Origin of the sequence: Vibrio sp. YQ_11 (genome assembly GCF_043103065.1) — a bacterium.
Classification (GTDB): domain Bacteria; phylum Pseudomonadota; class Gammaproteobacteria; order Enterobacterales; family Vibrionaceae; genus Vibrio; species Vibrio parahaemolyticus.
The window spans coordinates 123,350-143,736 of the sequence record NZ_JBICJM010000049.1 but is presented as its reverse complement, the minus strand read 5'-3'; the positions used below and the strand labels follow the sequence as shown (position 1 = coordinate 143,736).

The 20,387-nt window shown below is 44.3% G+C and carries 33 protein-coding genes; 6 read left to right on the top strand and 27 right to left on the bottom strand.

Annotated elements, in window-relative coordinates:
- Window positions 1-47 precede the first annotated feature (47 nt).
- The 3 genes from hutG to hutC form a co-directional block, all read right to left on the bottom strand.
- Window positions 48-1,070, bottom strand: a complete 1,023-nt coding sequence (gene hutG, locus ACF8EG_RS20980; protein WP_065771086.1) for a formimidoylglutamase — start codon at window positions 1,068-1,070, stop codon at window positions 48-50.
- A 1-nt stretch (window position 1,071) separates the two neighbouring features.
- Window positions 1,072-2,322, bottom strand: coding sequence for an imidazolonepropionase (gene hutI / locus ACF8EG_RS20975; protein ID WP_069505081.1), 1,251 nt, complete (start codon window positions 2,320-2,322; stop codon window positions 1,072-1,074).
- Window positions 2,323-2,452: 130 nt separating this feature from the next.
- On the bottom strand, window positions 2,453-3,160 hold the full coding sequence (gene hutC / locus ACF8EG_RS20970) for a histidine utilization repressor (protein ID WP_024702683.1): 708 nt from the start codon (window positions 3,158-3,160) through the stop codon (window positions 2,453-2,455).
- 248 nt (window positions 3,161-3,408) lie between these two features.
- Here hutC and ACF8EG_RS20965 point away from each other — a divergent pair, with 248 nt between their 5' ends.
- The gene (locus tag ACF8EG_RS20965) at window positions 3,409-4,152 is read left to right on the top strand and encodes a sporulation protein (RefSeq protein ID WP_020840467.1); all 744 of its coding nucleotides are present in this window, start codon (window positions 3,409-3,411) and stop codon (window positions 4,150-4,152) included.
- Here ACF8EG_RS20965 and ACF8EG_RS20960 read toward each other — a convergent pair.
- Window positions 4,147-5,142 carry a DUF3187 family protein gene (locus ACF8EG_RS20960; RefSeq protein ID WP_069505087.1) on the bottom strand — a complete coding sequence of 332 codons (996 nt, stop codon included), beginning with the start codon at window positions 5,140-5,142 and terminating at the stop codon, window positions 4,147-4,149. The genes ACF8EG_RS20965 and ACF8EG_RS20960 overlap by 6 nt on opposite strands.
- 483 nt (window positions 5,143-5,625) lie before the next feature.
- Between ACF8EG_RS20960 and ACF8EG_RS20955 the strand changes: the two genes are divergently transcribed.
- The gene (locus tag ACF8EG_RS20955) at window positions 5,626-6,825 is read left to right on the top strand and encodes a tyrosine-type recombinase/integrase (protein WP_392419804.1); all 1,200 of its coding nucleotides are present in this window, start codon (window positions 5,626-5,628) and stop codon (window positions 6,823-6,825) included.
- 40 nt (window positions 6,826-6,865) lie between these two features.
- Here ACF8EG_RS20955 and ACF8EG_RS20950 read toward each other — a convergent pair whose 3' ends face one another.
- The 23 genes from ACF8EG_RS20950 to ACF8EG_RS20840 form a co-directional block, all read right to left on the bottom strand.
- A complete protein-coding gene (locus ACF8EG_RS20950; RefSeq protein WP_225452527.1) occupies window positions 6,866-7,054 on the bottom strand; it encodes an AlpA family transcriptional regulator in 189 nt (62 codons plus the stop codon).
- A gap of 24 nt (window positions 7,055-7,078) precedes the next feature.
- On the bottom strand, window positions 7,079-7,276 hold the full coding sequence (locus ACF8EG_RS20945) for a hypothetical protein (RefSeq protein WP_392419802.1): 198 nt from the start codon (window positions 7,274-7,276) through the stop codon (window positions 7,079-7,081).
- A 38-nt stretch (window positions 7,277-7,314) separates the two neighbouring features.
- Window positions 7,315-7,683 carry a hypothetical protein gene (locus ACF8EG_RS20940; protein ID WP_392419800.1) on the bottom strand — a complete coding sequence of 123 codons (369 nt, stop codon included), beginning with the start codon at window positions 7,681-7,683 and terminating at the stop codon, window positions 7,315-7,317.
- 15 nt (window positions 7,684-7,698) lie between these two features.
- A complete protein-coding gene (locus tag ACF8EG_RS20935; protein WP_392419798.1) occupies window positions 7,699-7,935 on the bottom strand; it encodes a Lar family restriction alleviation protein in 237 nt (78 codons plus the stop codon).
- Window positions 7,936-7,955: 20 nt separating this feature from the next.
- The gene (locus ACF8EG_RS20930; RefSeq protein WP_392419796.1) at window positions 7,956-8,126 is read right to left on the bottom strand and encodes a hypothetical protein; all 171 of its coding nucleotides are present in this window, start codon (window positions 8,124-8,126) and stop codon (window positions 7,956-7,958) included.
- Window positions 8,127-8,223: 97 nt separating this feature from the next.
- Window positions 8,224-8,442 carry a hypothetical protein gene (locus tag ACF8EG_RS20925; protein WP_392419795.1) on the bottom strand — a complete coding sequence of 73 codons (219 nt, stop codon included), beginning with the start codon at window positions 8,440-8,442 and terminating at the stop codon, window positions 8,224-8,226.
- Entirely contained in the window at window positions 8,423-8,659 is a 237-nt protein-coding gene (locus tag ACF8EG_RS20920) for a hypothetical protein (RefSeq protein WP_392419793.1), read from the bottom strand. Before ACF8EG_RS20920 ends, ACF8EG_RS20925 begins: the two co-directional genes overlap by 20 nt.
- A 10-nt stretch (window positions 8,660-8,669) precedes the next feature.
- On the bottom strand, window positions 8,670-9,281 hold the full coding sequence (locus tag ACF8EG_RS20915) for a hypothetical protein (protein ID WP_392419791.1): 612 nt from the start codon (window positions 9,279-9,281) through the stop codon (window positions 8,670-8,672).
- A gap of 242 nt (window positions 9,282-9,523) precedes the next feature.
- A complete protein-coding gene (locus tag ACF8EG_RS20910; protein WP_392419789.1) occupies window positions 9,524-9,736 on the bottom strand; it encodes a hypothetical protein in 213 nt (70 codons plus the stop codon).
- A gap of 18 nt (window positions 9,737-9,754) precedes the next feature.
- Window positions 9,755-10,009 (bottom strand): hypothetical protein, encoded by a 255-nt coding sequence (locus ACF8EG_RS20905; RefSeq protein ID WP_392419787.1) that lies wholly within the window; start codon window positions 10,007-10,009, stop codon window positions 9,755-9,757.
- A gap of 37 nt (window positions 10,010-10,046) precedes the next feature.
- On the bottom strand, window positions 10,047-10,535 hold the full coding sequence (locus ACF8EG_RS20900) for a hypothetical protein (protein WP_392419785.1): 489 nt from the start codon (window positions 10,533-10,535) through the stop codon (window positions 10,047-10,049).
- Between the two features lie 29 nt (window positions 10,536-10,564).
- Entirely contained in the window at window positions 10,565-11,308 is a 744-nt protein-coding gene (locus ACF8EG_RS20895; protein ID WP_392419783.1) for a hypothetical protein, read from the bottom strand.
- A gap of 2 nt (window positions 11,309-11,310) precedes the next feature.
- Window positions 11,311-11,592, bottom strand: coding sequence for a hypothetical protein (locus ACF8EG_RS20890; RefSeq protein WP_392419782.1), 282 nt, complete (start codon window positions 11,590-11,592; stop codon window positions 11,311-11,313).
- The gene (locus ACF8EG_RS20885; RefSeq protein WP_392419780.1) at window positions 11,593-12,495 is read right to left on the bottom strand and encodes an exonuclease domain-containing protein; all 903 of its coding nucleotides are present in this window, start codon (window positions 12,493-12,495) and stop codon (window positions 11,593-11,595) included.
- Window positions 12,496-12,511: 16 nt separating this feature from the next.
- Window positions 12,512-12,829 carry a hypothetical protein gene (locus ACF8EG_RS20880; protein WP_392419779.1) on the bottom strand — a complete coding sequence of 106 codons (318 nt, stop codon included), beginning with the start codon at window positions 12,827-12,829 and terminating at the stop codon, window positions 12,512-12,514.
- A gap of 47 nt (window positions 12,830-12,876) precedes the next feature.
- Window positions 12,877-13,215 (bottom strand): hypothetical protein, encoded by a 339-nt coding sequence (locus tag ACF8EG_RS20875; RefSeq protein WP_392419778.1) that lies wholly within the window; start codon window positions 13,213-13,215, stop codon window positions 12,877-12,879.
- A 10-nt stretch (window positions 13,216-13,225) separates the two neighbouring features.
- Window positions 13,226-13,444 carry a hypothetical protein gene (locus ACF8EG_RS20870; RefSeq protein ID WP_392419776.1) on the bottom strand — a complete coding sequence of 73 codons (219 nt, stop codon included), beginning with the start codon at window positions 13,442-13,444 and terminating at the stop codon, window positions 13,226-13,228.
- Window positions 13,445-13,836: 392 nt separating this feature from the next.
- Window positions 13,837-14,802, bottom strand: a complete 966-nt coding sequence (locus ACF8EG_RS20865) for a hypothetical protein (protein WP_392419774.1) — start codon at window positions 14,800-14,802, stop codon at window positions 13,837-13,839.
- 2 nt (window positions 14,803-14,804) lie between these two features.
- Window positions 14,805-15,062, bottom strand: a complete 258-nt coding sequence (locus ACF8EG_RS20860; protein WP_392419773.1) for a hypothetical protein — start codon at window positions 15,060-15,062, stop codon at window positions 14,805-14,807.
- A complete protein-coding gene (locus ACF8EG_RS20855) occupies window positions 15,062-15,706 on the bottom strand; it encodes a ParA family protein (protein ID WP_225452513.1) in 645 nt (214 codons plus the stop codon). Before ACF8EG_RS20855 ends, ACF8EG_RS20860 begins: the two co-directional genes overlap by 1 nt.
- On the bottom strand, window positions 15,703-16,254 hold the full coding sequence (locus tag ACF8EG_RS20850; protein ID WP_392419772.1) for a PadR family transcriptional regulator: 552 nt from the start codon (window positions 16,252-16,254) through the stop codon (window positions 15,703-15,705). The genes ACF8EG_RS20855 and ACF8EG_RS20850 overlap by 4 nt, the downstream gene beginning before the upstream one ends.
- Window positions 16,255-16,813: 559 nt before the next feature.
- Window positions 16,814-17,134, bottom strand: a complete 321-nt coding sequence (locus ACF8EG_RS20845; protein ID WP_392419770.1) for a hypothetical protein — start codon at window positions 17,132-17,134, stop codon at window positions 16,814-16,816.
- A 51-nt stretch (window positions 17,135-17,185) separates the two neighbouring features.
- Window positions 17,186-17,806, bottom strand: coding sequence for a LexA family protein (locus ACF8EG_RS20840; RefSeq protein WP_392419768.1), 621 nt, complete (start codon window positions 17,804-17,806; stop codon window positions 17,186-17,188).
- A 126-nt stretch (window positions 17,807-17,932) separates the two neighbouring features.
- On the opposite strand from ACF8EG_RS20840, the gene ACF8EG_RS20835 reads away from it, so the two are divergent.
- From ACF8EG_RS20835 to ACF8EG_RS20820, 4 genes are all read left to right on the top strand, one after another.
- Window positions 17,933-18,124, top strand: coding sequence for a Cro/CI family transcriptional regulator (locus ACF8EG_RS20835; RefSeq protein ID WP_392419766.1), 192 nt, complete (start codon window positions 17,933-17,935; stop codon window positions 18,122-18,124).
- A gap of 490 nt (window positions 18,125-18,614) precedes the next feature.
- On the top strand, window positions 18,615-18,818 hold the full coding sequence (locus ACF8EG_RS20830) for a hypothetical protein (protein WP_392419764.1): 204 nt from the start codon (window positions 18,615-18,617) through the stop codon (window positions 18,816-18,818).
- Entirely contained in the window at window positions 18,815-19,684 is an 870-nt protein-coding gene (locus ACF8EG_RS20825) for a helix-turn-helix domain-containing protein (RefSeq protein WP_392419763.1), read from the top strand. The genes ACF8EG_RS20830 and ACF8EG_RS20825 overlap by 4 nt, the downstream gene beginning before the upstream one ends.
- A gap of 2 nt (window positions 19,685-19,686) precedes the next feature.
- Complete coding sequence (locus ACF8EG_RS20820) at window positions 19,687-20,367, top strand: replication protein P (RefSeq protein WP_392419761.1); 681 nt, start codon at window positions 19,687-19,689, stop codon at window positions 20,365-20,367.
- Window positions 20,368-20,387: the final 20 nt, after the last annotated feature.

The window sequence follows — 20,387 nt, the reverse complement described above, 5'->3', positions numbered from 1 at the left end:
TTGCTTGGTCTTTTTATTCAAAATTCACTTATATTTCAAAGTGATGGTTATTTAATAGGTTGAGGTTTATGTTCTTTCTCCGCCATGGCGTTGGCGATGTCCCAACACAAACGGGCAGCTAAGCGAGCGGTTTGACTATCGACATCGTAATTCGGGTTGTACTCTGCGATATCGGCTAACATAAGCTTGTTTTTGTAGTGAAGAATTCGTTCTAAAAAAGGTGCGATTGTGTCGTAACTTACACCTCTAGCCGCAGGAGCACTTACGCCTGGCGCGGTTGCTGCTGGGAATACATCCAAATCAATGGTGAGATAGAGATAGTCACAATCGTCGATAAAGTGTTGCAGTTGGGTTAGGTGGTAGCTGTGATTCAAGTAATTGAGTTGACTATCTTCTACATACCATACGTTCAGCTCGTCTGCTTTTTGGAACAAAGCTTGCGTGTTGCTGCTGCGACTCACCCCCAAACAGGCGTAATGGAAAGCCCAATCATTACGCTGACAAAAATGATGAATTTGGTTGAATGGTGTACCTGAGCTTGGTTTTACATCCGCTAATGAACTTTCGAACGCGCGCAAATCGAAGTGCGCATCGAAGTTAATGATGCCAATTTTTGGCTTTTTCTCTGGATGATGCGTTTTGAAATATTCCGCTAGACCAGAAAATGATGCCCACGCAATTTCGTGTCCGCCCCCCAAAACGATAGTTGGCGTGTGAGGTAGCGCTTCTGAAATGAGGTTTGCACAGCGTGATTGGCTTTCTTCTAACAAGTCATCATCGCAAACGACAGTCCCAAGATCATAAAGCGGGGCATCTTTATGCCAAGCGAGATTCGCTAGCGCTCTACGAATCAAATCTGGTGCTTTTTTTGCTCCAATTCGGCCTTTGTTTCTCGCAACGCCTGCGTCGGTAGCAAAACCCAGAATGGATACGCCTTGAGAGGCTTTCTCTAGATCGCTTGTTTTTTGATGTTTAACGACGTGGTGAATGCGTTGACCCAATTTGCCATCTTCAGCATCATGACGGCCTTGCCAGTGAAATTTTTGCTGGTGTAAATCTGACTGAGACATATTAAAAGCCTCCGTGTGAAACATATTCACCATTTACTATACGACCTACGAGACGTTTTGCTCCGACTTGGTAACTTAAATCTGCTGGGTGTTCGATATCCCAGATAGCAAAGTCCGCATCGAAACCTGTTTTTATCACTCCTCGTGAGTTGGTGTAGCCAAGTGCTTGTGCAGCATGTTGCGTTACGCCGCGCAATGCTTCTTGTGGCGTGAGACGAAATAGGGTGCATGCCATATTCATCACTAGAGTCAGGTCGGAAAAGGGAGATGTACCTGGGTTTACATCGGTGGCGATGGCCATTGGCACGTGGTACTTCCTTAGTAGCTCAATCGGTGGTAACTGAGTTTCTCTCAAAAAGTAAAAAGCACCGGGTAGTAGTGTGGCTACGGTATCGGATTTCGAAAGGGCGATCACACCGTCTTCATCGAGATATTCGATATGGTCAGCCGAAAGGCCTTTGTATCGTGCAGTCAATTCAGTGCCACCAAGGTTCGATAGCTGCTCTGTGTGGCCTTTTACGTGTAAGCCATATTGTTTCGCTGTCGCAAATACTTTTTCGGTTTGCTCCAAATTAAAACCGATAGACTCACAAAACACATCCACACTGGTGGCCAAGTTCTCCTCTGCGACGATTGGGATGATTTCCTGACAAATATGTTCGATGTAATCGTCTGCGCGACCTTCAAATTCAGGCGGTAAAGCATGAGCGGCAAGAAGGGTAGTTGTGATTTTGACTTTACGCTCTTGTTCTAAGACTTTTGCAGCACGCAGCATTTTTAGTTCGTCTTTGAGCGTCAAGCCGTAGCCTGATTTTACTTCAACCGACGTAACCCCACTTGCCAACAAACCATCTAAACGAGGCAACGCGAGCTCAATTAATTGCTCTTCAGTAGCTGCTCGAGTGGCCTTTACGCTGGAAAGGATACCGCCACCTTGCTTCGCTATTTCCTGATAAGGCACGCCGTTTAAGCGCATCTCAAATTCATTCGCGCGATTCCCCCCGTAAATTAAGTGGGTGTGGCAATCAATGAGTCCCGGCGTCAGAAGTTGACCTTGTAGGTCGATAGTTTGCGAATAGTGTTGAGGAGACAGAAGCGCTTCTATTTGAGGGGTGTCACTTCCAACTGGATGAGCACTGATAGCCGCGATTTTACCAGCTTGAATACCAACACGGGCTGGTGGCGTTGGTAAGTAACCTGCTTCACCTCGTCCCATGCTAACTAATCGGGCATTCTCAATCAGCAAATCCATTCTCTAATTCCTACTTTGATTTGTATCTTTAAATGTATATACAAATGAATAGATCAAAAAGAATGCGGTGACAAGCGTAATGTTGCTAAAATGTGATCAAAACGTAGTGGGAACGGCTATTTATATGCACCTAGAGCAGAACTTTAGAGCTCAGCTTGTACTTGTTACCTGGGTGGTAGAGTAGAGCTGTACTGACCAATTTGTCTTGGCTCCATGTTCTACGATTAAGAAGAAGACAAGGTTCATTGGCCTGCATTTTCAAATCCAGTTTGATGCGATTATCGGGAACAATGGCTTCAACCGTGTGTTCAATCGCGCTCAACGGACAGTTATTAGATAGGTATTGATTAGGAGTAATTTGGGTGAAGTCTTGGTTAAGGTAACTCGGGGCGTACTGGCTGTTTACCCAACGCAGTTCTAACTGAATAGGTGTGCTGTCTTCATAGTGAATGATCTCACTGTAAAACACTGTTGTACCAAGCATTACACCAAGTTTTATTGCAATGCTATCATCCGCTTTTATCGCGACTTGTTGAACTACTTTACTGCTGTATAGGCGTCCTCGGTCACTAACTTCTTCCGCTATATTGCGAATATCTAGTAATGGGGATTCTGATTTCTCACTAGGGTCACAAACGAACGTTCCCAACCTTGGGCGACGCTGTAGTTTTCCTTCATTCACCAAATCTCGTATCGCTTTGTTTACTGTCATTCGGCTTACACCGAACTGTTCAGTCAGCTCGATTTCAGTCGCAATGCGCTGTCCGACCATCCAATCTCCGGAATCAATTTTATCGAGGATAAATTGTTTGATTTGCATGTAGAGTGGCGCAGACATAATGATACCTTTTAAATTGACTATACAAATACTGCTCAATTTAGGTACAAATTGCAAATAGTTATCGACAAATACGACATTTAGATACAAATAACGGGCATTTGCTTGCTGAATGATTTGGCTGATTTGATATTTTTTGAATCGATAATGGAATCAAGCCGTATTCTTGCGGTCTATTGCTTGCAGCTTATAAGGCAATTGTGTAAACAAAGCACAACCAATAAAAACAGTCGCAAAAAAGGAAAGGCATGTTTAAGAAATTAAAAGCATCGTTGGGTATTGGATCTGCAAAAGTGGATACTATTTTGGATGAAATGAGCGTGTTTCAAGGTGCGACGCTGAAGGGACATGTTCATATCAAAGGTGGGGATGTTGAACAGCAGATCGACGCTATCACCATTAAATTGAACACAGAAATGAAAGTTGAAGTGGACGATAGCGTAAGTTATCAAACCTTCACTATCGACCAGCTCAAGGCGGTTGACCCGTTTGTGATTCAACCGAATGAAGAAAAACAAGTGCCTTTCGAGCTAAAACTGCATGATGAAACACCTATCACTGCGGTTAGCGCATTGAAGAACCAGTGCAATGTTTGGGTAGAAACCACTCTAGATATTGATTTTGCCATCGACCCACGAGATCGCGATTACATTGAAGTGAAACCACTACCAGTGGCATCTCGCGTTATTCGAGCGATTGAACAAGCTGGTTTTACTATGGTGAAAGCAGATGTCGAAAAAGGCTTTTTGCGCGGCGGCTCTTTTGCCTCCCGTTCTGGTATCTATCAAGAGCTTGAGTTTCGCAATAGCGGGTTTGTGTCTTCAAAGGAAATTGAGCTGTCTTTCATTTTGGAAGGGCAGGTGATGCACTGTTTGGCTGAAATTGACCGTTCTTTGAGTTTCTCAGGTGATCAATATCGCTCATTCACAGTGCCAATCAATGCCACTGATGCGCAAGTGGCAGCCGCAGTGGCACCAACATTGAGTCTATAAAAACTCGCTTTCCGAGTTAGATGAAAACAGGTGCCGATATCCAATCGTGAATGCGATATCGGTACTGTTATCCATATTTCTCGCATTCTCTATCGCCATGATTTCAAGGGCGGAGTTGCCCATGAGATAGCGATATCCCATCACAATTTCATTTGACGCATCGGCAAATTCTGCTGGCCCCTCAGTGGAACCTTGATACCAGTGGTATTCAACAATAAAGTGGTGCTTTTCCCAAGGTGCATAACGATATCCACCCGCCATTGCAGCGGTGTTGTGGCGGTAAGGTAAATCGAGAAGAGCACGATCGTCAGAACGAAAAGTCATCCCGAACATTGAATAGAAAGCGTGTGCTCCGTACAGATAAGAGTAATTGAGTTGCACGCCTTGCTCAAAGTTACTGCCTTTAAAGGTACCGTGCGCGACTTTGTTATAATAGAGGCTTCCTCCTAGCGAAAGACCATGACGTTCATTTTGCAATATTTGGTATTGAACGTACGTCGAGAGGTTGTTCGCGATGGTTTGGCCTTCGAAGCCGTCTTCCAACACATCATATTGCGGCATTGAGATGTAAAAGCGGTTTTTATCAACTTTATCTCGCCCGTTTTGTCCAATTCCAAATAGGTCATGAAAGCTTTCTGTTAAGCCATCCAGATGATTATCCGCAGCAAATACCCAGCGATAATTGAGTTCCCATTGCCATTGAGAACTGACTTGCCACTTAGCTCCAATTTCTAATTGGTTGTGGTAATAATCCAAAGCGTATTCGTCGGTATGAGCCCAAACACTCGCTATTGTCGCCGAGCCATAAGCTTCTATGTGTTCTGAGGGCAAGCTAAACCCAGAGCGGAGATGGTTGGTATGACTGACCACTTGCATTGGCGATTGAGCGTAAGATCGAAGTGGTCCGTAAAGGTCGTTAGAGGCAAAAGTGGAAGCAGGCAACCAAAAAGCAAAAGCCAATATTGTAGGTTGCCATCGATTTTTCTTCATGATGAATACCTAAATATAGATTACTCAATAAATTAACTATAGTGTCACTCATTGTTTCGTGCTGGCTATTATACCAATGGTGTTTTTCGCCGAGTAGCTTATTTAGTAGTGAACTTTCAATGACAAACTGAAATCGCGCTTTGCAATCTAAATGTGAGCTAGGTACAATCGCTCTTCCGATAGCGGTCCGGTATTCGTGTTACTGAGCGACCTCTATCGCTTCTCAACTATTTATCAACAAATAGCTTCTAAATTTGAATAACATGTGTTGCTTGGTATAAAAAGCGTTCCATTATTCCATTAATATTCATTTCCCTTTAAAAACATTCCTAACCATTCATAATGATATAAAAAACAAAAGCTTTTTCTTTCGCGCTCCTTTCCGTTCCATTCAAAATAATTCAAATCAAATCTTCAAATAACGCTTGCATTCACGCACTAGTTGTACCAAATTTGTACCAAAAATTTTTGGTACAAGGTGTTATGGCAATTACAGATGCTTGGTTACGCTCGATACAGGGTAAACCTTATAGCGGAAAAGCAGAGATCACGTATAGAGATGGAGTAGGGGTTCGCATTAGCCCGAAGGGGAAAGTGACCTGGATTTATCGTGTCAGTTTCTTTGGTAAAGCGATCAAGGTTAAGCTTGGTGAATACCCAGCTATGAAGATACGCGATGCGTTGCGTGAACGTGACGCTCGAGCTGAGTTGGTGACTAAGGGGATTGATCCTAGAAAAAGTTTAACGGCTAAGCGGCAAGAATCACCACAGACTCTTGATGATATCATTGAGTATTGGCTAGAGCACCATGCTAAAGAGAACGTTAAACAGTGGCGCGCACTGCATAAGATGTTTCTCACTGATGTAAGTCCTTATCTGGGTACTTACCCTATCAAGCAGCTTGAGCTGGTGGATTTCATGCCAGTGTTTCAGAAAGCCAAGCAAAGGGTAGGCCCAAAGCATTCTGCTAATTTAATGTCTCGGCTCAAACAAGTCATATCATTTGCTGTACGCCATGGACTCGTGGCTCATAACCCTATTGGTGAGCTGAAAAAACGGGATGTTGGCATACCCTCCGAACCAAAACGCAGCAAACAGAGTGAAGTGGCGGTTCCGGTGTTGTGGCGAGCGATAGACGATCTGCCTATTCATGAAAGCAACAAAAATTTTCTGCGCTTAACTGCGATATTTGCCAATCGACCAAATGAGCTAAGACTTGCCCGTAAAAGAGATTTCGACTTAGCAGCAAGAATTTGGACCGTTCCGAAAGAAAATAATAAGACGAGAAAGAAAGAAGGTGGGGAGATACGTAGGCCAATACCAGATTTAGCGGTAGACGTTATTCGTGCACAGTTTGACCTATGGCCTAACTTTGAGGTGATGTTTCCGCCAGTGGTAGTAAAAAAAGACAGACCAATGGCAGAAAATACACCGGTGGGGTTTGGGGATAAGCTAGGGGAGATGATGGTAACGTTAGGCCACCCAAGGACAACCAATCACGATATGCGCCGTACAGCACGTAATATATGGGAGGCGAAAGGTGTTCCTTACCACGTTGCTGAAACGATGTTAGGGCACAAGGTTCACACCGGTGTTCAAAGTCACTACCTGGACTATGACTACCTGGATGAACAGCGGGAGGCTTATGATATGTGGACAAAAATTTTAAAGCCTAACGTTTAATGGAGGGAGGCAAGAGAGGGGTGCTGTAGTTTTATTGCTATCAAAGCATGTTCTTCTCACGAGCCCAATCCATTACCTGTTTTCGAGATCTCTTTGCCCGGACTATGGCAGCTGGGAATCCGTCATTTTTAGTCCAGCGCCATAGTGTCGGCTGAGAGATGCCAAACATTTCTCGTACTTCTTTGTCACTGATAAGGATTCGTTCGGTTTCTTTAGGTTGAGTGGCCATGTGATGCCTCCTTAGTGCATTTTTCTAATTGGATAATTCGCTTCGATACGCTTTGAGCAATGCGTTGTCTGCTTCATCAAGCTTTCTTACTGCTAGTGATATACGCTTTCTGGATACGCCAGATTGTATTTCTGCTAGCTCATAGGTGAATCCGTTAATGACAACAAGCCTAACGGCGCTGCGTGTTTCTTTGGGTAAGTCCCGATACGAAAAGAGGCTCATTAAAGCCTCTAAACGTTTGCTGGGTATGTAGGGCATCTTTACCCCACAAGAATACGGTGTGGAGCGTCAAAAAAATCGTTGGTATCGCATCGGCGCCACAAGTGAAGCGTATATGGGTGGGTGTTCACGTACTCACTTTTCGGAGGGTGAATCTGGATTACAGCGTCTTGCTCATCCCAAAACAGAGATTTAACAAAACACATTTCCTCCCAGGTTGGTGTTCTATGTGAGAGCGATACGCTAACGTGTTCCCAATCCGCACCATCAGAAGCGATCACTTCTAATGGGCTTTTGAGTTTAGCTGACTTGATTGTAAAGGCTCCATTGTTGCCAAAGGTGGCGTCACTGTAGAAAATATGGCCTTTTTCGTATTTTCTTCTGTATTTTTCAGGTGCTTTAAATGCCATGAAATAATTTCCGTCCTAAATTTCTTGTCTGTTATTCCAAGCGATTGCCGCCTGTCGTCTTGCTCCAAACGGCTTAGTTATCGGACTGACAAAACAACGCTTATTTATACAAGCGACATACCACGTTTCATCACAATCTTGATCTAAAGTCGGTGAAGCTCCGCAGAAGGGGCAAGGCTTTAAAGGCAAACCGCCATCATCCGGTTTGCGCGTCCCGAACACTGGCTGTATCGCCACTACCTTATCTGACATGTTGAGAAATTCCGTCTTGTTTATTCTTCTGTTTCTTCATCAATCAATGGCAAGTAAAGATCTTCCATGTTCGTAAAGTCCTCGTTACCATCTAGCCATACGCAGTTAAAGCCGTTAGATGAGCAAATAACACTATCCATAGCAGCTGCCAGGTCGTCTTTATCAATATACTCATCGTTTAAAACTCTCATTACTTGTTCTTTGAGTTCTTTGATATCGGAATGGAGATTTCGCCTGAATCCATTCATTGAAAATGTAATTGTATTCTGTGGCATATTAGTTAGCTTATTACGTGAATTGAATTACTTGAGGGATAACGATCTCGGTGATGTTCTCACAGCGAACCCACTCAATTTCCCATGCGTCAAACTCGCCCTCTGGCTTTTCTGGCAGCAATCCAAAAAGACGTTCAGGAAAGCTACAGGTAACAACATACTTACGCTCACCCTCATGCATGGCGTACATGTTTCCGCTGAACCCGGTGTTATCAAATTGTTCTGGTGTCATAGTTAGTTTCCGTTGGTTCGTTAAACCAGCGCTTAAGCTGCTCAGCAGTAAGGCAAGCGCAGCCAAAGTGATCTTTACCGCTAGGCTTGAAGTCTGGGAACTCCATAAAGAAAGGAGGCAATAGCTCCCTTTCTTGGCGAGTGTCCAGCCATTTAGAGGTAAGGCCTGGTGCAAATGGACCACGGCCTTTTTTGTCTTGGATTCGTACAACTTGCATTGATTACCCGTTACACGTTGAGCGGCATGAGAACGCCTTCGCCGCCATTAAATTTAAACACATATATGCCTTTCTCGAATCCAACTTTAAGGTCTGGAAGATCCGCAATTTTGTGCGCTAAACCAAGGGACATATGTTGTCCACAGCAAGAAACAGGTTCGTTATAGTTGCCTGTAATTTTCCCACTGCCATTACACCAAGCACAATCCTCAGTAGCTTGTTCCGCTTTTACCTTTCCGGTTTCATCGCAAGTCTTGCATGGTACTTCATATTCATTGAATTCAGTTCTAGCCGTAACCTCACACCATCCTTCGCACTCGGGGCAGGTATCAAGCTTTCCAACTCCATTACAGTGCTTACATGGCTCAAAGGTCATATCTTCCAGCTCTGGAAGTTGAATAAACTCATTAGAGTAAAAATCACGCTCACTGAACAACTTAGATATCCTGTCAACAATTTTTCCGTTGCGTTCAGTTAATTCTAATTCTTGATGTTTATCATCCAATTCAGTTCGAATACAAATGTAGCCATTGGTGTGATACGAATAGTCACCTAATTTGAAAGGCTCCCTTACGTATGGGCGAACATCTTCCTGCTCATTAAATTTGGTTAAATCGACCATATTATTTTCCGTTTAAATTCTGTATTTTTCTTGCTCGGATTCTGGAAGCCTTAGCCATTGACCGAACAATCCCCAAACACGACCGCTAACATTACGCCAGTTGCGCTCATTACCCGTGTTGCGGCGTAGAATTGTTGGCCCTAAATAACTATGCCAATAGAACGTCACGCCCTTATATCTGTAGACTTTAGCCCACGATATATGAATAATTTTCGCCTCTTCCATATCAGCTAGTTTCCGTTCTAGTTTGTGCCGCAGCCCATTTCAAAGATCTCATAACCGAAAGCCTCTCCGAGCACGGTTCCCCTCGCAGCTTCGCCAGCTTCCTGTTCTGTTTCAAATTTTGCTAACTCAGCTTCATTGGTTGCAATGTCAGTACAAAGCATCATTGGTGTATAGTCACCGTTTTGAGTTGTTAGCATTACAAAGAAGTCACCTTTATTGTCTTTAGCCATTTTTATTTTCCGTTTGATTTATTCAAAGTTAACTGAATGCTCTTTAAGAACACCTTTAAGCATTTCTCTTACTTCTTCTGTACAGTGAGCGGAAGCATCAGCCCAAGTAGGCCAACGTCCATTATTTTTAGCAAAGGTGTACTGGTATATGAGTGAGTCTTTGTTGTGTGGTGCCTCTGGTGCATGTACAACGCCACATTCCTGACAAGTGCCTTTTGCTGGCGGTAATATTGACCAGTCTATTAATTGCTCTTTTAAATCTGTTTCTGCCATAGCTGAATTGCCGTTCCTTAAATGCTAGGTTTCCTTGCTAAATTGAATCAAAGGTACTAGGGAGCCAGTGTTTAGGAAGGTTCAATTCGGAGTTAGTTAGCTTGGCTCTTTGCTTCACTGCGAACCAAGCGGCTTCTATATCCGCATTGTTCCCGTATTGTTTGTAAGAGAACATTTTGCTTCTGGGCGTTCCGTTATGCTCATACCAAAAGACGCCATATTGCCAGTATTCCGCAATGCTTCCATCGCTAAGCAGCATGGTTGAACGGGCTTTTCTTATTCTCACTCCAGTGCCAAATCGTCGAAGAATACATAGCCGACCTTTCTTGATGAGGGAAAACCGCTCCAATCCCCAAACCTTTTTTGCTGTAGCAACCTGCCAGCTTCTAGCTGCGCTAAGGCTTTTAAAGGTCTTCTGAAAATTGCCTTCACGGATTTTTGGAACTTTGGCCAAGAAGCATTGATCATTGTTGTTTCTTGCGATCCCATAACCATACTTTCCGCTATCCGATTTTAGTCTTGTCATCGATGTTGGCCTCGCTCTGGTTAACTCAATTAGTAGTCGTAGTTAGATTCAATGTAAGTGTCGTATTCACTACTACAGTTGCCTTTATCAAGTATCAGTTCGGCTCGCATTACATAGGCGTTAAAAATGGCCTTCTCAAAACGATACAGAGGCCCAACACAAAGTGATTTTGATACCTCTTTATCATCCACTTTGACGCTGTATATCTCACCGTGATGAATATCAATCTGGTATTCACATCTATATTTGTCCCGGTCTTCTTCCTTGCTTATATAGATGTGTTTAAATGAACAATCACCATCGATGAAAAGAGTTAAATCATGACCGTCGCGGTCTTCGTCATCATCGCTTTTAACCTGTTCTTTTATCTGTTCTAGAACCCAGGAGAGCGTCAACTGTTCTGGTAGTTCTTTAAACAGTTCCTCCATTTCCTTATCAATAACAGCTTGTAGCTTTTCATCTTGGAAGCGAGTAACTGCAGCATTAAGGCTTTGCATTACAAAGTGGTGATAAGTTGGGAACCTACCTATGTCATTTAAATTTGGAGTAATGGAAGCAGTAATCGCTTCTTTCATTGATTTGGCGATATCGCCGTAGCTTCTAAATGCGTCACTCACTACGTCATCAATCATGCGATCAACCTTTTCAGTAATCGCCTTTTCTAAAGCACCCTCACTGATACGTTGTTGCAAAATCGACCCAAACATTTCTTGTACAGAAACATCACTAGGATTCATTGTTGGTACAAAATTTTCTTTATTCTCGGTTGTCATGGTTAGTTCCCGGTCCGTTTCATTCTGCGATGGTATTTTTGCTTACCTGGCTTAGCCATTAAGCCCTGTTTGCGTAATTCATATGCTCGAGTCATTACGGTGTGAATGGTGCGTTCAAGAGCAAAGCTAACTTGTTCTGGTCCCATTGATGCGTAATTCTCGATAAGGAATTGCTGATCTGTTGTCGTCCACGGCTTGCCCTGATTCCCATGCAAGTCGGGGTGGTAATTCATGCGTCCATATCTGTCATAAGTGACATCGATAGGGGTGTTCGTTGCGTCCATTTAAACCTCTTCGACTTCTAAGGTAAGTGCCTGGCCAGCAATATGTGAGATCATTCTTGCAGTCATTACTGCATCAGAAGTTGCGTCATGAGCGGTTCCCTCCCAAGACAAAGAACAAGCCGCTACGGAGTTCGCTAGCGAAATCGTGCCATACTTGTTTGTAGCTCCAAATCTAGGCACAGCAATGCAGTACATCGTGCACATCGCTCTATTGTTGCGAATCCATGCGTAGCGTTTGGCGTCCTTGTTATCAATGATGCTGCGTAAGAGTGCGTCAGTATCAAAGCGAGCATTAAACGCCGTCCATCCACGCTTTCCGAGCAATTCACTAATTTCCTGCGCTACAACGGAAAAGGGAGGTGCATCTTTAAGTTGTTCTGCAGATATACCATGAACTCGAAAGGCTCCATCAGAGATGGGTTCGTCAGTATGAACGAGTGATTGATAGATGGGTTTGCAATCCTTCAAAGACACAAGTGCAACTTGAATAACAACACCTTCAAGGTCAGTGGTTTCCGTGTCCAATACCAAAATGTCTTGCTCGATAAACGTATTGGCGAGTACAGCTGCTTGGTTGTAGTCGCTGTTATACTCGTTTTGTTTAACCAACTTGATTGTTGCTGCCTTTTGAGCTTCCGTTCTAGGTTTTGAACTAAGAGGGCGCATAGGTACGCATTGCTCAAGACGAAAGCACTCTATCTTGCCTCTACCGTAGGGGTTCTTGTAGCTGTATTCCGAAACTGCATTCTTTTCTGGCTTAACTCGAAAGATTTCTTTTAGCGTTGATTGGTTGTGCATCTTCGTTGATAAGTCTGCAGCTTTAACGGCTTCACGGCGAGCTTCAAAGCTCATGCCCTCAAAGCCTTCAATTTTCTTACAGTAAAATTCTAACGTGGTTTCCATTAGTAATACCTTGCTGTTAGCCATTGAGCCTGCAGCGATAATTAATCACTGAGTACACCAGAGAAATGCTGATATCCATTTTCTCGGCAATGGCTTTTGGTTTGATGTTTTCTTCATTTAGGGCGCGACACAATTCGATGTCGTGATTTGAGGTCTTAGCCAGGTGATGATTTTCACCGTACCTCTGCAGGTTAACGCCGATGCGTCTTGCTCTGCATTTTACCGATACATACGTTCGATTGAGTTGTTGCCCCATCTCTTGTGCGGATAGCTGCCCAGCGTGGTTTGCAATGAATTGATCCTCGGCCAGCGTCCAGGCTTTGCGTTTCTTCATGAATTAGGCCCATGAAAAGGGCATCGATGTGATGCCCTGGTGAGTGATTATTCGGCTTCTGGCTGGTACAGCTCCAGCTCAATCTCAAAGAAATCAGCTACACGTTCGAAGTCTTTAGCGGGAACTCTCATTGACATGAACTGTGCGGAACTGAAAATCGGATCTATCCCTATCCATTGCTCTGCTTCGTTGCCTTCTCCCATGACGTATGACTCGATTTGGTCACGATAGAAAGGGACATTAACGCTGAAATAACCCTCATCCTCGCATGAATCAAGCTGGCCAGTAGGAACTACATAAACGCTAAATAGGCGGCGTTGCTTTTTAAAGTGCGCCCCGCAAAAATCCAGCACTTCGGCATCACACTCTTGTATTGTTCTGCTCATAGCGGTGTCCTTACACAATAAGTTTGATTCTAACGATTTGCTCATCATTGCTATCGTAGCCAGCAACAAAGCTCGGTGAGTTTTGATTTAGCCAGACATCAGCGTAGTTAACGCCTTGCATGGTTTTTACTCTCTGTACCACTAAATCGAGAGCCATGGCGTGGTTGCGTTTGAACTGCGCCGCTTCTTCGGACGATGAGAAGGTAATACCTTGATTGCTTACGTTCATGTTACCCCCTCAGCTTTGGTGAGATGTTGTGAAAGCCATGTTTACGGCAATGCTCATACCATTGTTGGCGAGGTAGGGTTAATAGCTGTTTGCGTAGTTGTTCGAATGTAGATACACTTAACTGGTCCATAAAAACCTCTCGGTGGTTGTTTTACATGGTCATTAAGCCTCTTTAACGTTTGGTCGCGGTCGAGAGGCTTTGCTTTTTCTAGAGCGAGTGTTCCTGCTCTATCTTCTTCTGCTCGAGTAAATCCTCAAGCTTTCGGCGCGCTATGCGCTTTTTGACTTGCTTGGGTGTCGGCTTACCCGCTGAATAATCATCTTTTGGTTTTGGCCTGAAATGCCGGGGATGATAAACGTCCAATCTGTCATCATTCATAATTTGGGTTTCTCTAGCTTGGGTAGTTACCTTCGTCCAATGTTCCAGCGTCCTGCAGATATTCTGCAGTGTTGTAGATATCTAAATCCTCCAGGGCAATACTTCCGTGCTGTACAACGTTAACTTTGTATAGCCAGCGTTGGGCGATTTGCGCTGCTATTGGGGATGGGTGGAGTAACACTTTGTTTGCGATGTCTACGCTACGTTTGGTTATGGTGTTCGTTTCGTCGTATGAAAACTTACTAAACGACACTTTATGATCGCTACCAATAGCAGCTTGACGCCATATACCTCGTGAGTCTGTGTAGATTAGTGTGTATGCCTTTCTAGGTGCCTTCTTACCTTCGATTTTTACGGTTAACTGATTTGGCAGAAGGAATAGCGCCTCGCCGTTCTCAGCCCAAACGGTTGCCATTTTAAATTTCGCCAACTCGTTTGCTGATACGGTAAGGCTTGCGGCTAGTGTCTTTTTGTCGCTCTCGAGCTTAGTGATATCGTTACGAAGCTCTTTGTGGCCTTTTTCCAGATGCTCACATCTGGTCTTGAATTTATCGGCTGATTCTTTTGAGCGCTTAACTTGAGCTTTGGCTTTTTTATGGTCTTTCCTTTCGACTTCTAACTCGCGCTCGACCTTATCTAAGCTCTTGCTAACCCTGTCTAAATCTACTTTGGTGTTGCGATATAGGGCGCTCTGACGCTCAACTGCTCGGAGAGCTGTCTCTGCCTGAGTTCGCCAGGTTCTCTCACGAGTGGTTAAGGTGTCCACTTGAGCTTTGAGCTCTTTGACTTCCTGATCGCGTTCCTCAAGCGTATCGAATAACGTGTCTGACTGGTCACATTCACGGTTCCAGGCGTGACTAATTTCCTGAACCAGTGCGTTGAGAGCTGTGTGAGGCATACCGGAGTTAACCGCTGTAGCTAGTGACTCGATACACGTTGGCATATCAGGCGGTAAGGTTACGTTAGGCATAGTAGACATGATTACCTCTTGTTTAGCTTGTCTCTGACTTTACTTACTATTTCTTTGTCGCTCATTTCTTCAAAGAGCTTATCCAGGGCATAATCGACGATTGCAGAAACTGAGCCCTGGCGGTGTGCCGCAACCAGTATTGGGTATAAGTCCTCAAGCTTCTCGTCGTTATCCGCACCAATGCTGTAGCTTCGCTTTACACGGTTAGCGTTACTTTGCTTGGTTGGTAGTTTCTGAATATCTTTATGGTCAATTGCACTACGTACCATTACATGCGCTCCTTAAATTCGTTGAAAAACTCATGAAAGTTTTGATGCGCTTTAGAGCTAGGGTCTGACTCTGCAACGGTTAACCCTTCACTAAACAGGGAGCGGAAAGGTTTGTAAGTGAATAGCCAGTTATCGAGCAGGTTCATACCTTCCTGTTTAAGCATCTCTGCAACCTCTTTTGCATCATCCATCGTGCGCAATGGCGCGCAGCGGTTAAGCACGTAGAGGTCTTTTAGATTTGGGTTATTCCATCGAGCGGTTTCTATCTGGTCCATGTAGGCCGGTAGAGTATCGATATCGAGCTGGCTTGGTTCGATAGGGCATAGAGAAACGTCTGCAACTTTCAGCGCTGTCACCATCTCCTGAGTAAGCGCCCCGGCAACATCGACGATAACAATGTCACAGCGTTTAGCTAGCTGCCTTAGTGTGCGAGAAACATCATCAACCTGAATGACGCAATCAACATGCGCCAGGTCAGCTCTGTCTAATGCCTCTCTCGAATGAAAGAACTTGCTAAGTGACAACTGCCTGTCAGCATCTACGCAAATAACGTCCTTTCCTTCCTGGGCGAACGCGACCGCCATGTTAGCGGCAATGGTGCTTTTCCCTGGTCCACCTTTTATCGAATCTATGAGTACAATCATTGGTTGTCCTTTTGGTCGGCGATTTCACGACACTTCGCTATGTATTTTATTTTCCCTATCCAGGCGAGGTCGATTTCTGCGATTTGTATCTGACGCTCTAAGAGCAAAGACATAAGCCAGTCCCTCTCGTAGGTAGACGACTTCTTATTCTTCATTTCTTCTATGTGAGCTTCGCGCTTTTCTTCGTAGTCCGTTAAAAGCTGTTCGGTTAGTTCAAAGGATTGGGTTTTCGCTGCTACGATGTGTGCCGCTAACTTATCCCTGATAGGTGGCAGGCTATGAGCGTCCTGAGATAGTCGGGCCAATTGCTCATGGCCTTGCTTGGTTAATTGGTATTCCTTTCGGTCGGGCTTTCCAACTTGTGGAACTACGGTATGAGTGACAAGCCCGGACGCCTCAAGCTTTCCTAGTTCTCGGTATACCTGCTGGTGGCTCGCTTGCCACATGAAAAGCTTCAAGTCGTTTATGATCTTGGTTAGGTCATATCCAGTGATAGCTTTGCGCTCGTTAGATTTCAGTGTGGCTAGAACTAGAGTGGGTAGATTCATTGTCTTTCCTGGTCGTTATTGTTTTCGCTGCTTAATTTGTGCTGTTTACTTTAATTCGCTACAGCATTACGACGCCCCGTAACAATCGCTACTTGCTGGGGTGTATTACTGGATTACTGCGGCCATCCAGTGAGGCGATTACATAAATTGTTAAAGAGCAAAGTCAGAAAGTCATACGTTCTCACACGCTTACGGTAGAAGGGTGTGATTATCAGAAGGTAGGAAAGTGAGGGAGTAGTGAGGTGAGATACTAAAACCGTAATACTATCGCTTACTAACCATCTGAATCGCTGACAATTCGTTGTTGAGCAAGCAGAAACAAAAACGCCCACTTGCCATTCAACACAGCAAGTGAGCGTATAGATGAAGTCACTAAACCGCGTTGGTTTAGTTATAAGTTAAATTATATTTTAAATATAAGCAAGGTTATTTTTAAATTTCATTGGCATTCATTGGTTTTAATTTTACGGCCATTATAAGTAGTGAATACCCCAGAAATTAAAAAACCGCCTCAATGGGCGGTTTGAAATGGTTCGTCTAGACGAAGAATTTATCCTAACTAAGTGGTTGTAATACCTTGGTCGATTAACCAGTCTTCTAGAGCGATCATCTCTCTGTATTCGGGAATGCGGTTATCGTCCGGTAGTTCTAGCGCCCTTAAATCTTCAAGTCTACGTAATTTTTGATAGGTAAGTGACATGCACGTCTGAGTGTCGTCATCGTACAACCTGTAATGATGCTGCCCTTGATACTCCTCTCTAAGCAGTTTGTCATATTGGTCTTTCTGTTTTCTGAGTTCATCTTTCTTGCTTGATTCGCACATCATGTAGGTAAACAGCGCTCCTACAATCAGTGTTGTGACAATTCCCAATACATCCATTTATTTACCTTATTGCCTCTCAATTACTGGCCGCTACAGCGCTCTGCCTGGCTAGAACTCCTTATATACAGCAACGACCTTTCCGACAATCACGCTGTCCTTCGTGAGCTCTTGGAATCTCATGTCGAGAGGGAATTCAGAGTTAAGGGCATGTAAATATTTCTTCCCCTCAACTTCGCGGTACTGCTTGAATGTTGCTTCATCGCTGCCATTAATCCTTGCTACAACGTAGTCCCCATTTGAATACGCTTGCTCAGGATCGACAAAGATAATGTCTCCTTCCATAAATCGAGGTTCCATTGACTCACCTTTAATGCGAAGGGCAAACGTAGATGAGCTACAAACCTTAGAAGCAGGGTAGTACTCATAACTTTCGAATGTCTGATCAATACAAGCGAAATTGCCAGCTTCAACATAGCTGATTAAAGGGTAGTAATTAACTGGTGGTTTTGCGTCTTCTAGGCTGATGTCAGCCCGAGCGTTGGACGTAAGGGTTTCGGTTGTTACCCCTAACGCTTTTGCTATTTCGGGTAGCTTTCTACTGGATGTAGACTTTCCCGAGACTAAGTGACTAATTGTTACCTGGGAAACACCAGAAGACTTAGCTAATTCTGCCTGAGTGATCCCTTTAGCTCTCATTATTGAGAGTAAGTTTTTCGATAAAAAGGACATGCGTTTTCCCTTTTTCTTTCAATGATATAGAGCGCAATCATTTGCATCAAATAAGATTTGTTATTGATCTCAGATAAGTTGGCTTATATTATTAGGTGGAGTTTCAACAAGAGGAGGAGGGTTATCATGACTTATGACAGTGTGATTTCTTATTTTCGAACTCAAGCAAATGTGGCGATAGCACTAGGAGTGAAGCAGCCTGCCGTTGCTCAATGGAAACGTAAAAAAGGGGGGCTTATCCCTGAGCTACAGGCTCGGAAGCTAGCAGAGAAGTACCCAGAATTAAAATTCGATGCCAGTGCGTATCAAAATCACTGATAGGGGATTAGCGGCTTCTATTGGTGACAGTTTAAAGCTGGTGGTAATAGCGTGATTGCACTCGCGTTATGCCAATACCGGCAGGGTTAGGCCATTTGCACGATGGTTAATTGGAATTTTCAGCGAAAACACTTTGGAGAGATGGTAATGAGCAACTAGGAAGTTAGGAAGTGCACACAAATAAAAACCGCCCCTTGCGGAGCGGTATAGGCAATCCTGTTCCAAGTCTCGACCACTTGGAGCGACAACATACTCTAGCTGATGCAATTAGCTTGGGGGAACGCCCCGCACCTTTTGTATTAGCAAAGAACATCGTCAGCAGCAAAAGTATAGCTCGTCTATTCGCTGTTGCAACAATACATACGTCGGTAAAGGCAATTATGAGAATAAACTTACAGCCACATCTTTTTATGGGGAGTCTAGACTACCCAAAAATTAACAATAACACAAGTTTTGGCACACAAACCCTATGCAATTGGGAGGATAAGTAATGGCTAGATTTTCTGCTGCGTATTTTGATTATGAAGGTCAAGAGCTAACAACCGGTGGTTTCTCGCTACTTACCCATTCTCGCTATAAGGCTGTGGTAGACGCTCAGTGCATTACAGGCTTCATGTTGATTTTGTTTTCTAAGAGTTTTTTCGTTCTGGGTAAGGACAAGGCTCGTTTGGTTGTAGGGAGTTCGAAAGCATGAGCCGCACCGCTAACGACTGGGCTTGGGGGCTGGATATTAAGCCAGCCAGCCTGAAATTACTGCTCCTTTCAATGGCCGACCGTGCTGATGAAGATCATTGTTGCTTCCCTAGCATTCCACGCCTTGAGAAAGATACAGGTCTGAACAGAAAAACTATCATGTCGAGCATCAATAAACTGATCTCTCTTGGCGTTATTAAGGATACAGGGGAGCGTAAGGGCATGACTCGCAGAACAAAGGTTTACAAACTGGTAGGTGTTGAAAGCGACATGAATCAGATCGACGGCAGGAACTTACCTGAAAATAAAACAGTACCGAAAACGGAATCATCCCAAAAACGGAACCATCCCAAAAACGGAATCATCCCAAAAACGGAACCATCCCAAAAACGGAATGATACCGAAAACGGTACTTTGAATAGTCCCGAAAACGGTACTTTGAATAGTCCCGAAAACGGTACTCAGAACCAGTCATTAGAACCAGTCATAGAACCAGATAAAAAATTAATACAAAAAAAACGCAATTCTGGGCCTGAGAAAATTCCGGTACCGGATTTGGATTTTTCCGTGCTGGGTGAAATCACGCCTGAGCAGATTCAAATGATTTTGCGTATCCGTAAATCAAAACGGGCCAACGTCACTCAGAACGTGCTGAACCAACTCGCCAAGCAGTTTGGGCTTGCAGCCAGGAACAACGGACTCAGCTTGCAGGAATGTCTTGACGAGTGGGAGTACCGTGGCTGGCAGGCTTTCAAGGCCGAATGGTTATCCAAACCTGGCAAGGGCTTGAGCCTGAGCGAACTCAACGACGACACAAGTTGGATTGATGGTATGGACCTTGATGAACTTGGTTTTAACGGAGTATAGCCATGAAGCTGGTAGCGAACGTAGCTCAGGGGTTGAGCGTAGTGCAGGGTCATCACGCCACTCACCACGAGGCGAGAACGGACGACACGCAGCAAACTGCCAGCCATGTGAACCAGATATTCAAGGAGCTGCTACAGGCTTGTCCTGCATGGAATGCTCGATTTGAGAGGCACCCGCAAGAGCTGGCAGACCTCAAGCGAAGTTACCTCAAAGGGCTTGCTGAGAGCGATGTACGTGACCTTCGGGAGATTCACTACGGGATACGCAAAGCTCGAGCTAGCGATGGTGATTTTTTCCCTAGTGTCGGAAAGTTCATTTCGTGGTGTAAACCAAATATCGAAGATTTGGGGCTTCAAACGGCGCGTGAGGCGTTTAACAGAATTTATGAGTACAACGACACGGATTTGCGCTTTCGGCTGCCTACGGTGATTCTGGCGACGTTTAATCAGATTAATCATTGGGACTTAACTCACTTACCACAGGACAAGTTATTCCCGATATTTGAATCTCAGTACGAGAGAATTATCAGGCGTTACGCAGCTGGCGAGGACATAACGGCACTTTGCCCTAAAGCGTTACCAGAACCAAAGCAACGCACAAGAACACAAGATGAAAAGGAGCTCGCCCGTAAGAACGGCATAGCGAAGATAGCCGAACTGAGAGCGAAGCATTTTGGAAGGTAAGTTGAAGTGACACTACATGA

Bases quoted from the DNA above. Each gene is read 5' to 3' on its own strand.
- hutG (WP_065771086.1), bottom strand. From the start codon at position 1,070: ATGTCTCAGTCAGATTTACACCAGCAAAAATTTCACTGGCAAGGCCGT.
- hutI (WP_069505081.1), bottom strand. From the start codon at position 2,322: ATGGATTTGCTGATTGAGAATGCCCGATTAGTTAGCATGGGACGAGGT.
- hutC (WP_024702683.1), bottom strand. From the start codon at position 3,160: ATGTCTGCGCCACTCTACATGCAAATCAAACAATTTATCCTCGATAAA.
- ACF8EG_RS20965 (WP_020840467.1), top strand. From the start codon at position 3,409: ATGTTTAAGAAATTAAAAGCATCGTTGGGTATTGGATCTGCAAAAGTG.
- ACF8EG_RS20960 (WP_069505087.1), bottom strand. From the start codon at position 5,142: ATGAAGAAAAATCGATGGCAACCTACAATATTGGCTTTTGCTTTTTGG.
- ACF8EG_RS20955 (WP_392419804.1), top strand. From the start codon at position 5,626: ATGGCAATTACAGATGCTTGGTTACGCTCGATACAGGGTAAACCTTAT.
- ACF8EG_RS20950 (WP_225452527.1), bottom strand. From the start codon at position 7,054: ATGGCCACTCAACCTAAAGAAACCGAACGAATCCTTATCAGTGACAAA.
- ACF8EG_RS20945 (WP_392419802.1), bottom strand. From the start codon at position 7,276: ATGAGCCTCTTTTCGTATCGGGACTTACCCAAAGAAACACGCAGCGCC.
- ACF8EG_RS20940 (WP_392419800.1), bottom strand. From the start codon at position 7,683: ATGGCATTTAAAGCACCTGAAAAATACAGAAGAAAATACGAAAAAGGC.
- ACF8EG_RS20935 (WP_392419798.1), bottom strand. From the start codon at position 7,935: ATGTCAGATAAGGTAGTGGCGATACAGCCAGTGTTCGGGACGCGCAAA.
- ACF8EG_RS20930 (WP_392419796.1), bottom strand. From the start codon at position 8,126: ATGAGAGTTTTAAACGATGAGTATATTGATAAAGACGACCTGGCAGCT.
- ACF8EG_RS20925 (WP_392419795.1), bottom strand. From the start codon at position 8,442: ATGACACCAGAACAATTTGATAACACCGGGTTCAGCGGAAACATGTAC.
- ACF8EG_RS20920 (WP_392419793.1), bottom strand. From the start codon at position 8,659: ATGCAAGTTGTACGAATCCAAGACAAAAAAGGCCGTGGTCCATTTGCA.
- ACF8EG_RS20915 (WP_392419791.1), bottom strand. From the start codon at position 9,281: ATGGTCGATTTAACCAAATTTAATGAGCAGGAAGATGTTCGCCCATAC.
- ACF8EG_RS20910 (WP_392419789.1), bottom strand. From the start codon at position 9,736: ATGGCTAAAGACAATAAAGGTGACTTCTTTGTAATGCTAACAACTCAA.
- ACF8EG_RS20905 (WP_392419787.1), bottom strand. From the start codon at position 10,009: ATGGCAGAAACAGATTTAAAAGAGCAATTAATAGACTGGTCAATATTA.
- ACF8EG_RS20900 (WP_392419785.1), bottom strand. From the start codon at position 10,535: ATGACAAGACTAAAATCGGATAGCGGAAAGTATGGTTATGGGATCGCA.
- ACF8EG_RS20895 (WP_392419783.1), bottom strand. From the start codon at position 11,308: ATGACAACCGAGAATAAAGAAAATTTTGTACCAACAATGAATCCTAGT.
- ACF8EG_RS20890 (WP_392419782.1), bottom strand. From the start codon at position 11,592: ATGGACGCAACGAACACCCCTATCGATGTCACTTATGACAGATATGGA.
- ACF8EG_RS20885 (WP_392419780.1), bottom strand. From the start codon at position 12,495: ATGGAAACCACGTTAGAATTTTACTGTAAGAAAATTGAAGGCTTTGAG.
- ACF8EG_RS20880 (WP_392419779.1), bottom strand. From the start codon at position 12,829: ATGAAGAAACGCAAAGCCTGGACGCTGGCCGAGGATCAATTCATTGCA.
- ACF8EG_RS20875 (WP_392419778.1), bottom strand. From the start codon at position 13,215: ATGAGCAGAACAATACAAGAGTGTGATGCCGAAGTGCTGGATTTTTGC.
- ACF8EG_RS20870 (WP_392419776.1), bottom strand. From the start codon at position 13,444: ATGAACGTAAGCAATCAAGGTATTACCTTCTCATCGTCCGAAGAAGCG.
- ACF8EG_RS20865 (WP_392419774.1), bottom strand. From the start codon at position 14,802: ATGTCTACTATGCCTAACGTAACCTTACCGCCTGATATGCCAACGTGT.
- ACF8EG_RS20860 (WP_392419773.1), bottom strand. From the start codon at position 15,062: ATGGTACGTAGTGCAATTGACCATAAAGATATTCAGAAACTACCAACC.
- ACF8EG_RS20855 (WP_225452513.1), bottom strand. From the start codon at position 15,706: ATGATTGTACTCATAGATTCGATAAAAGGTGGACCAGGGAAAAGCACC.
- ACF8EG_RS20850 (WP_392419772.1), bottom strand. From the start codon at position 16,254: ATGAATCTACCCACTCTAGTTCTAGCCACACTGAAATCTAACGAGCGC.
- ACF8EG_RS20845 (WP_392419770.1), bottom strand. From the start codon at position 17,134: ATGGATGTATTGGGAATTGTCACAACACTGATTGTAGGAGCGCTGTTT.
- ACF8EG_RS20840 (WP_392419768.1), bottom strand. From the start codon at position 17,806: ATGTCCTTTTTATCGAAAAACTTACTCTCAATAATGAGAGCTAAAGGG.
- ACF8EG_RS20835 (WP_392419766.1), top strand. From the start codon at position 17,933: ATGACTTATGACAGTGTGATTTCTTATTTTCGAACTCAAGCAAATGTG.
- ACF8EG_RS20830 (WP_392419764.1), top strand. From the start codon at position 18,615: ATGGCTAGATTTTCTGCTGCGTATTTTGATTATGAAGGTCAAGAGCTA.
- ACF8EG_RS20825 (WP_392419763.1), top strand. From the start codon at position 18,815: ATGAGCCGCACCGCTAACGACTGGGCTTGGGGGCTGGATATTAAGCCA.
- ACF8EG_RS20820 (WP_392419761.1), top strand. From the start codon at position 19,687: ATGAAGCTGGTAGCGAACGTAGCTCAGGGGTTGAGCGTAGTGCAGGGT.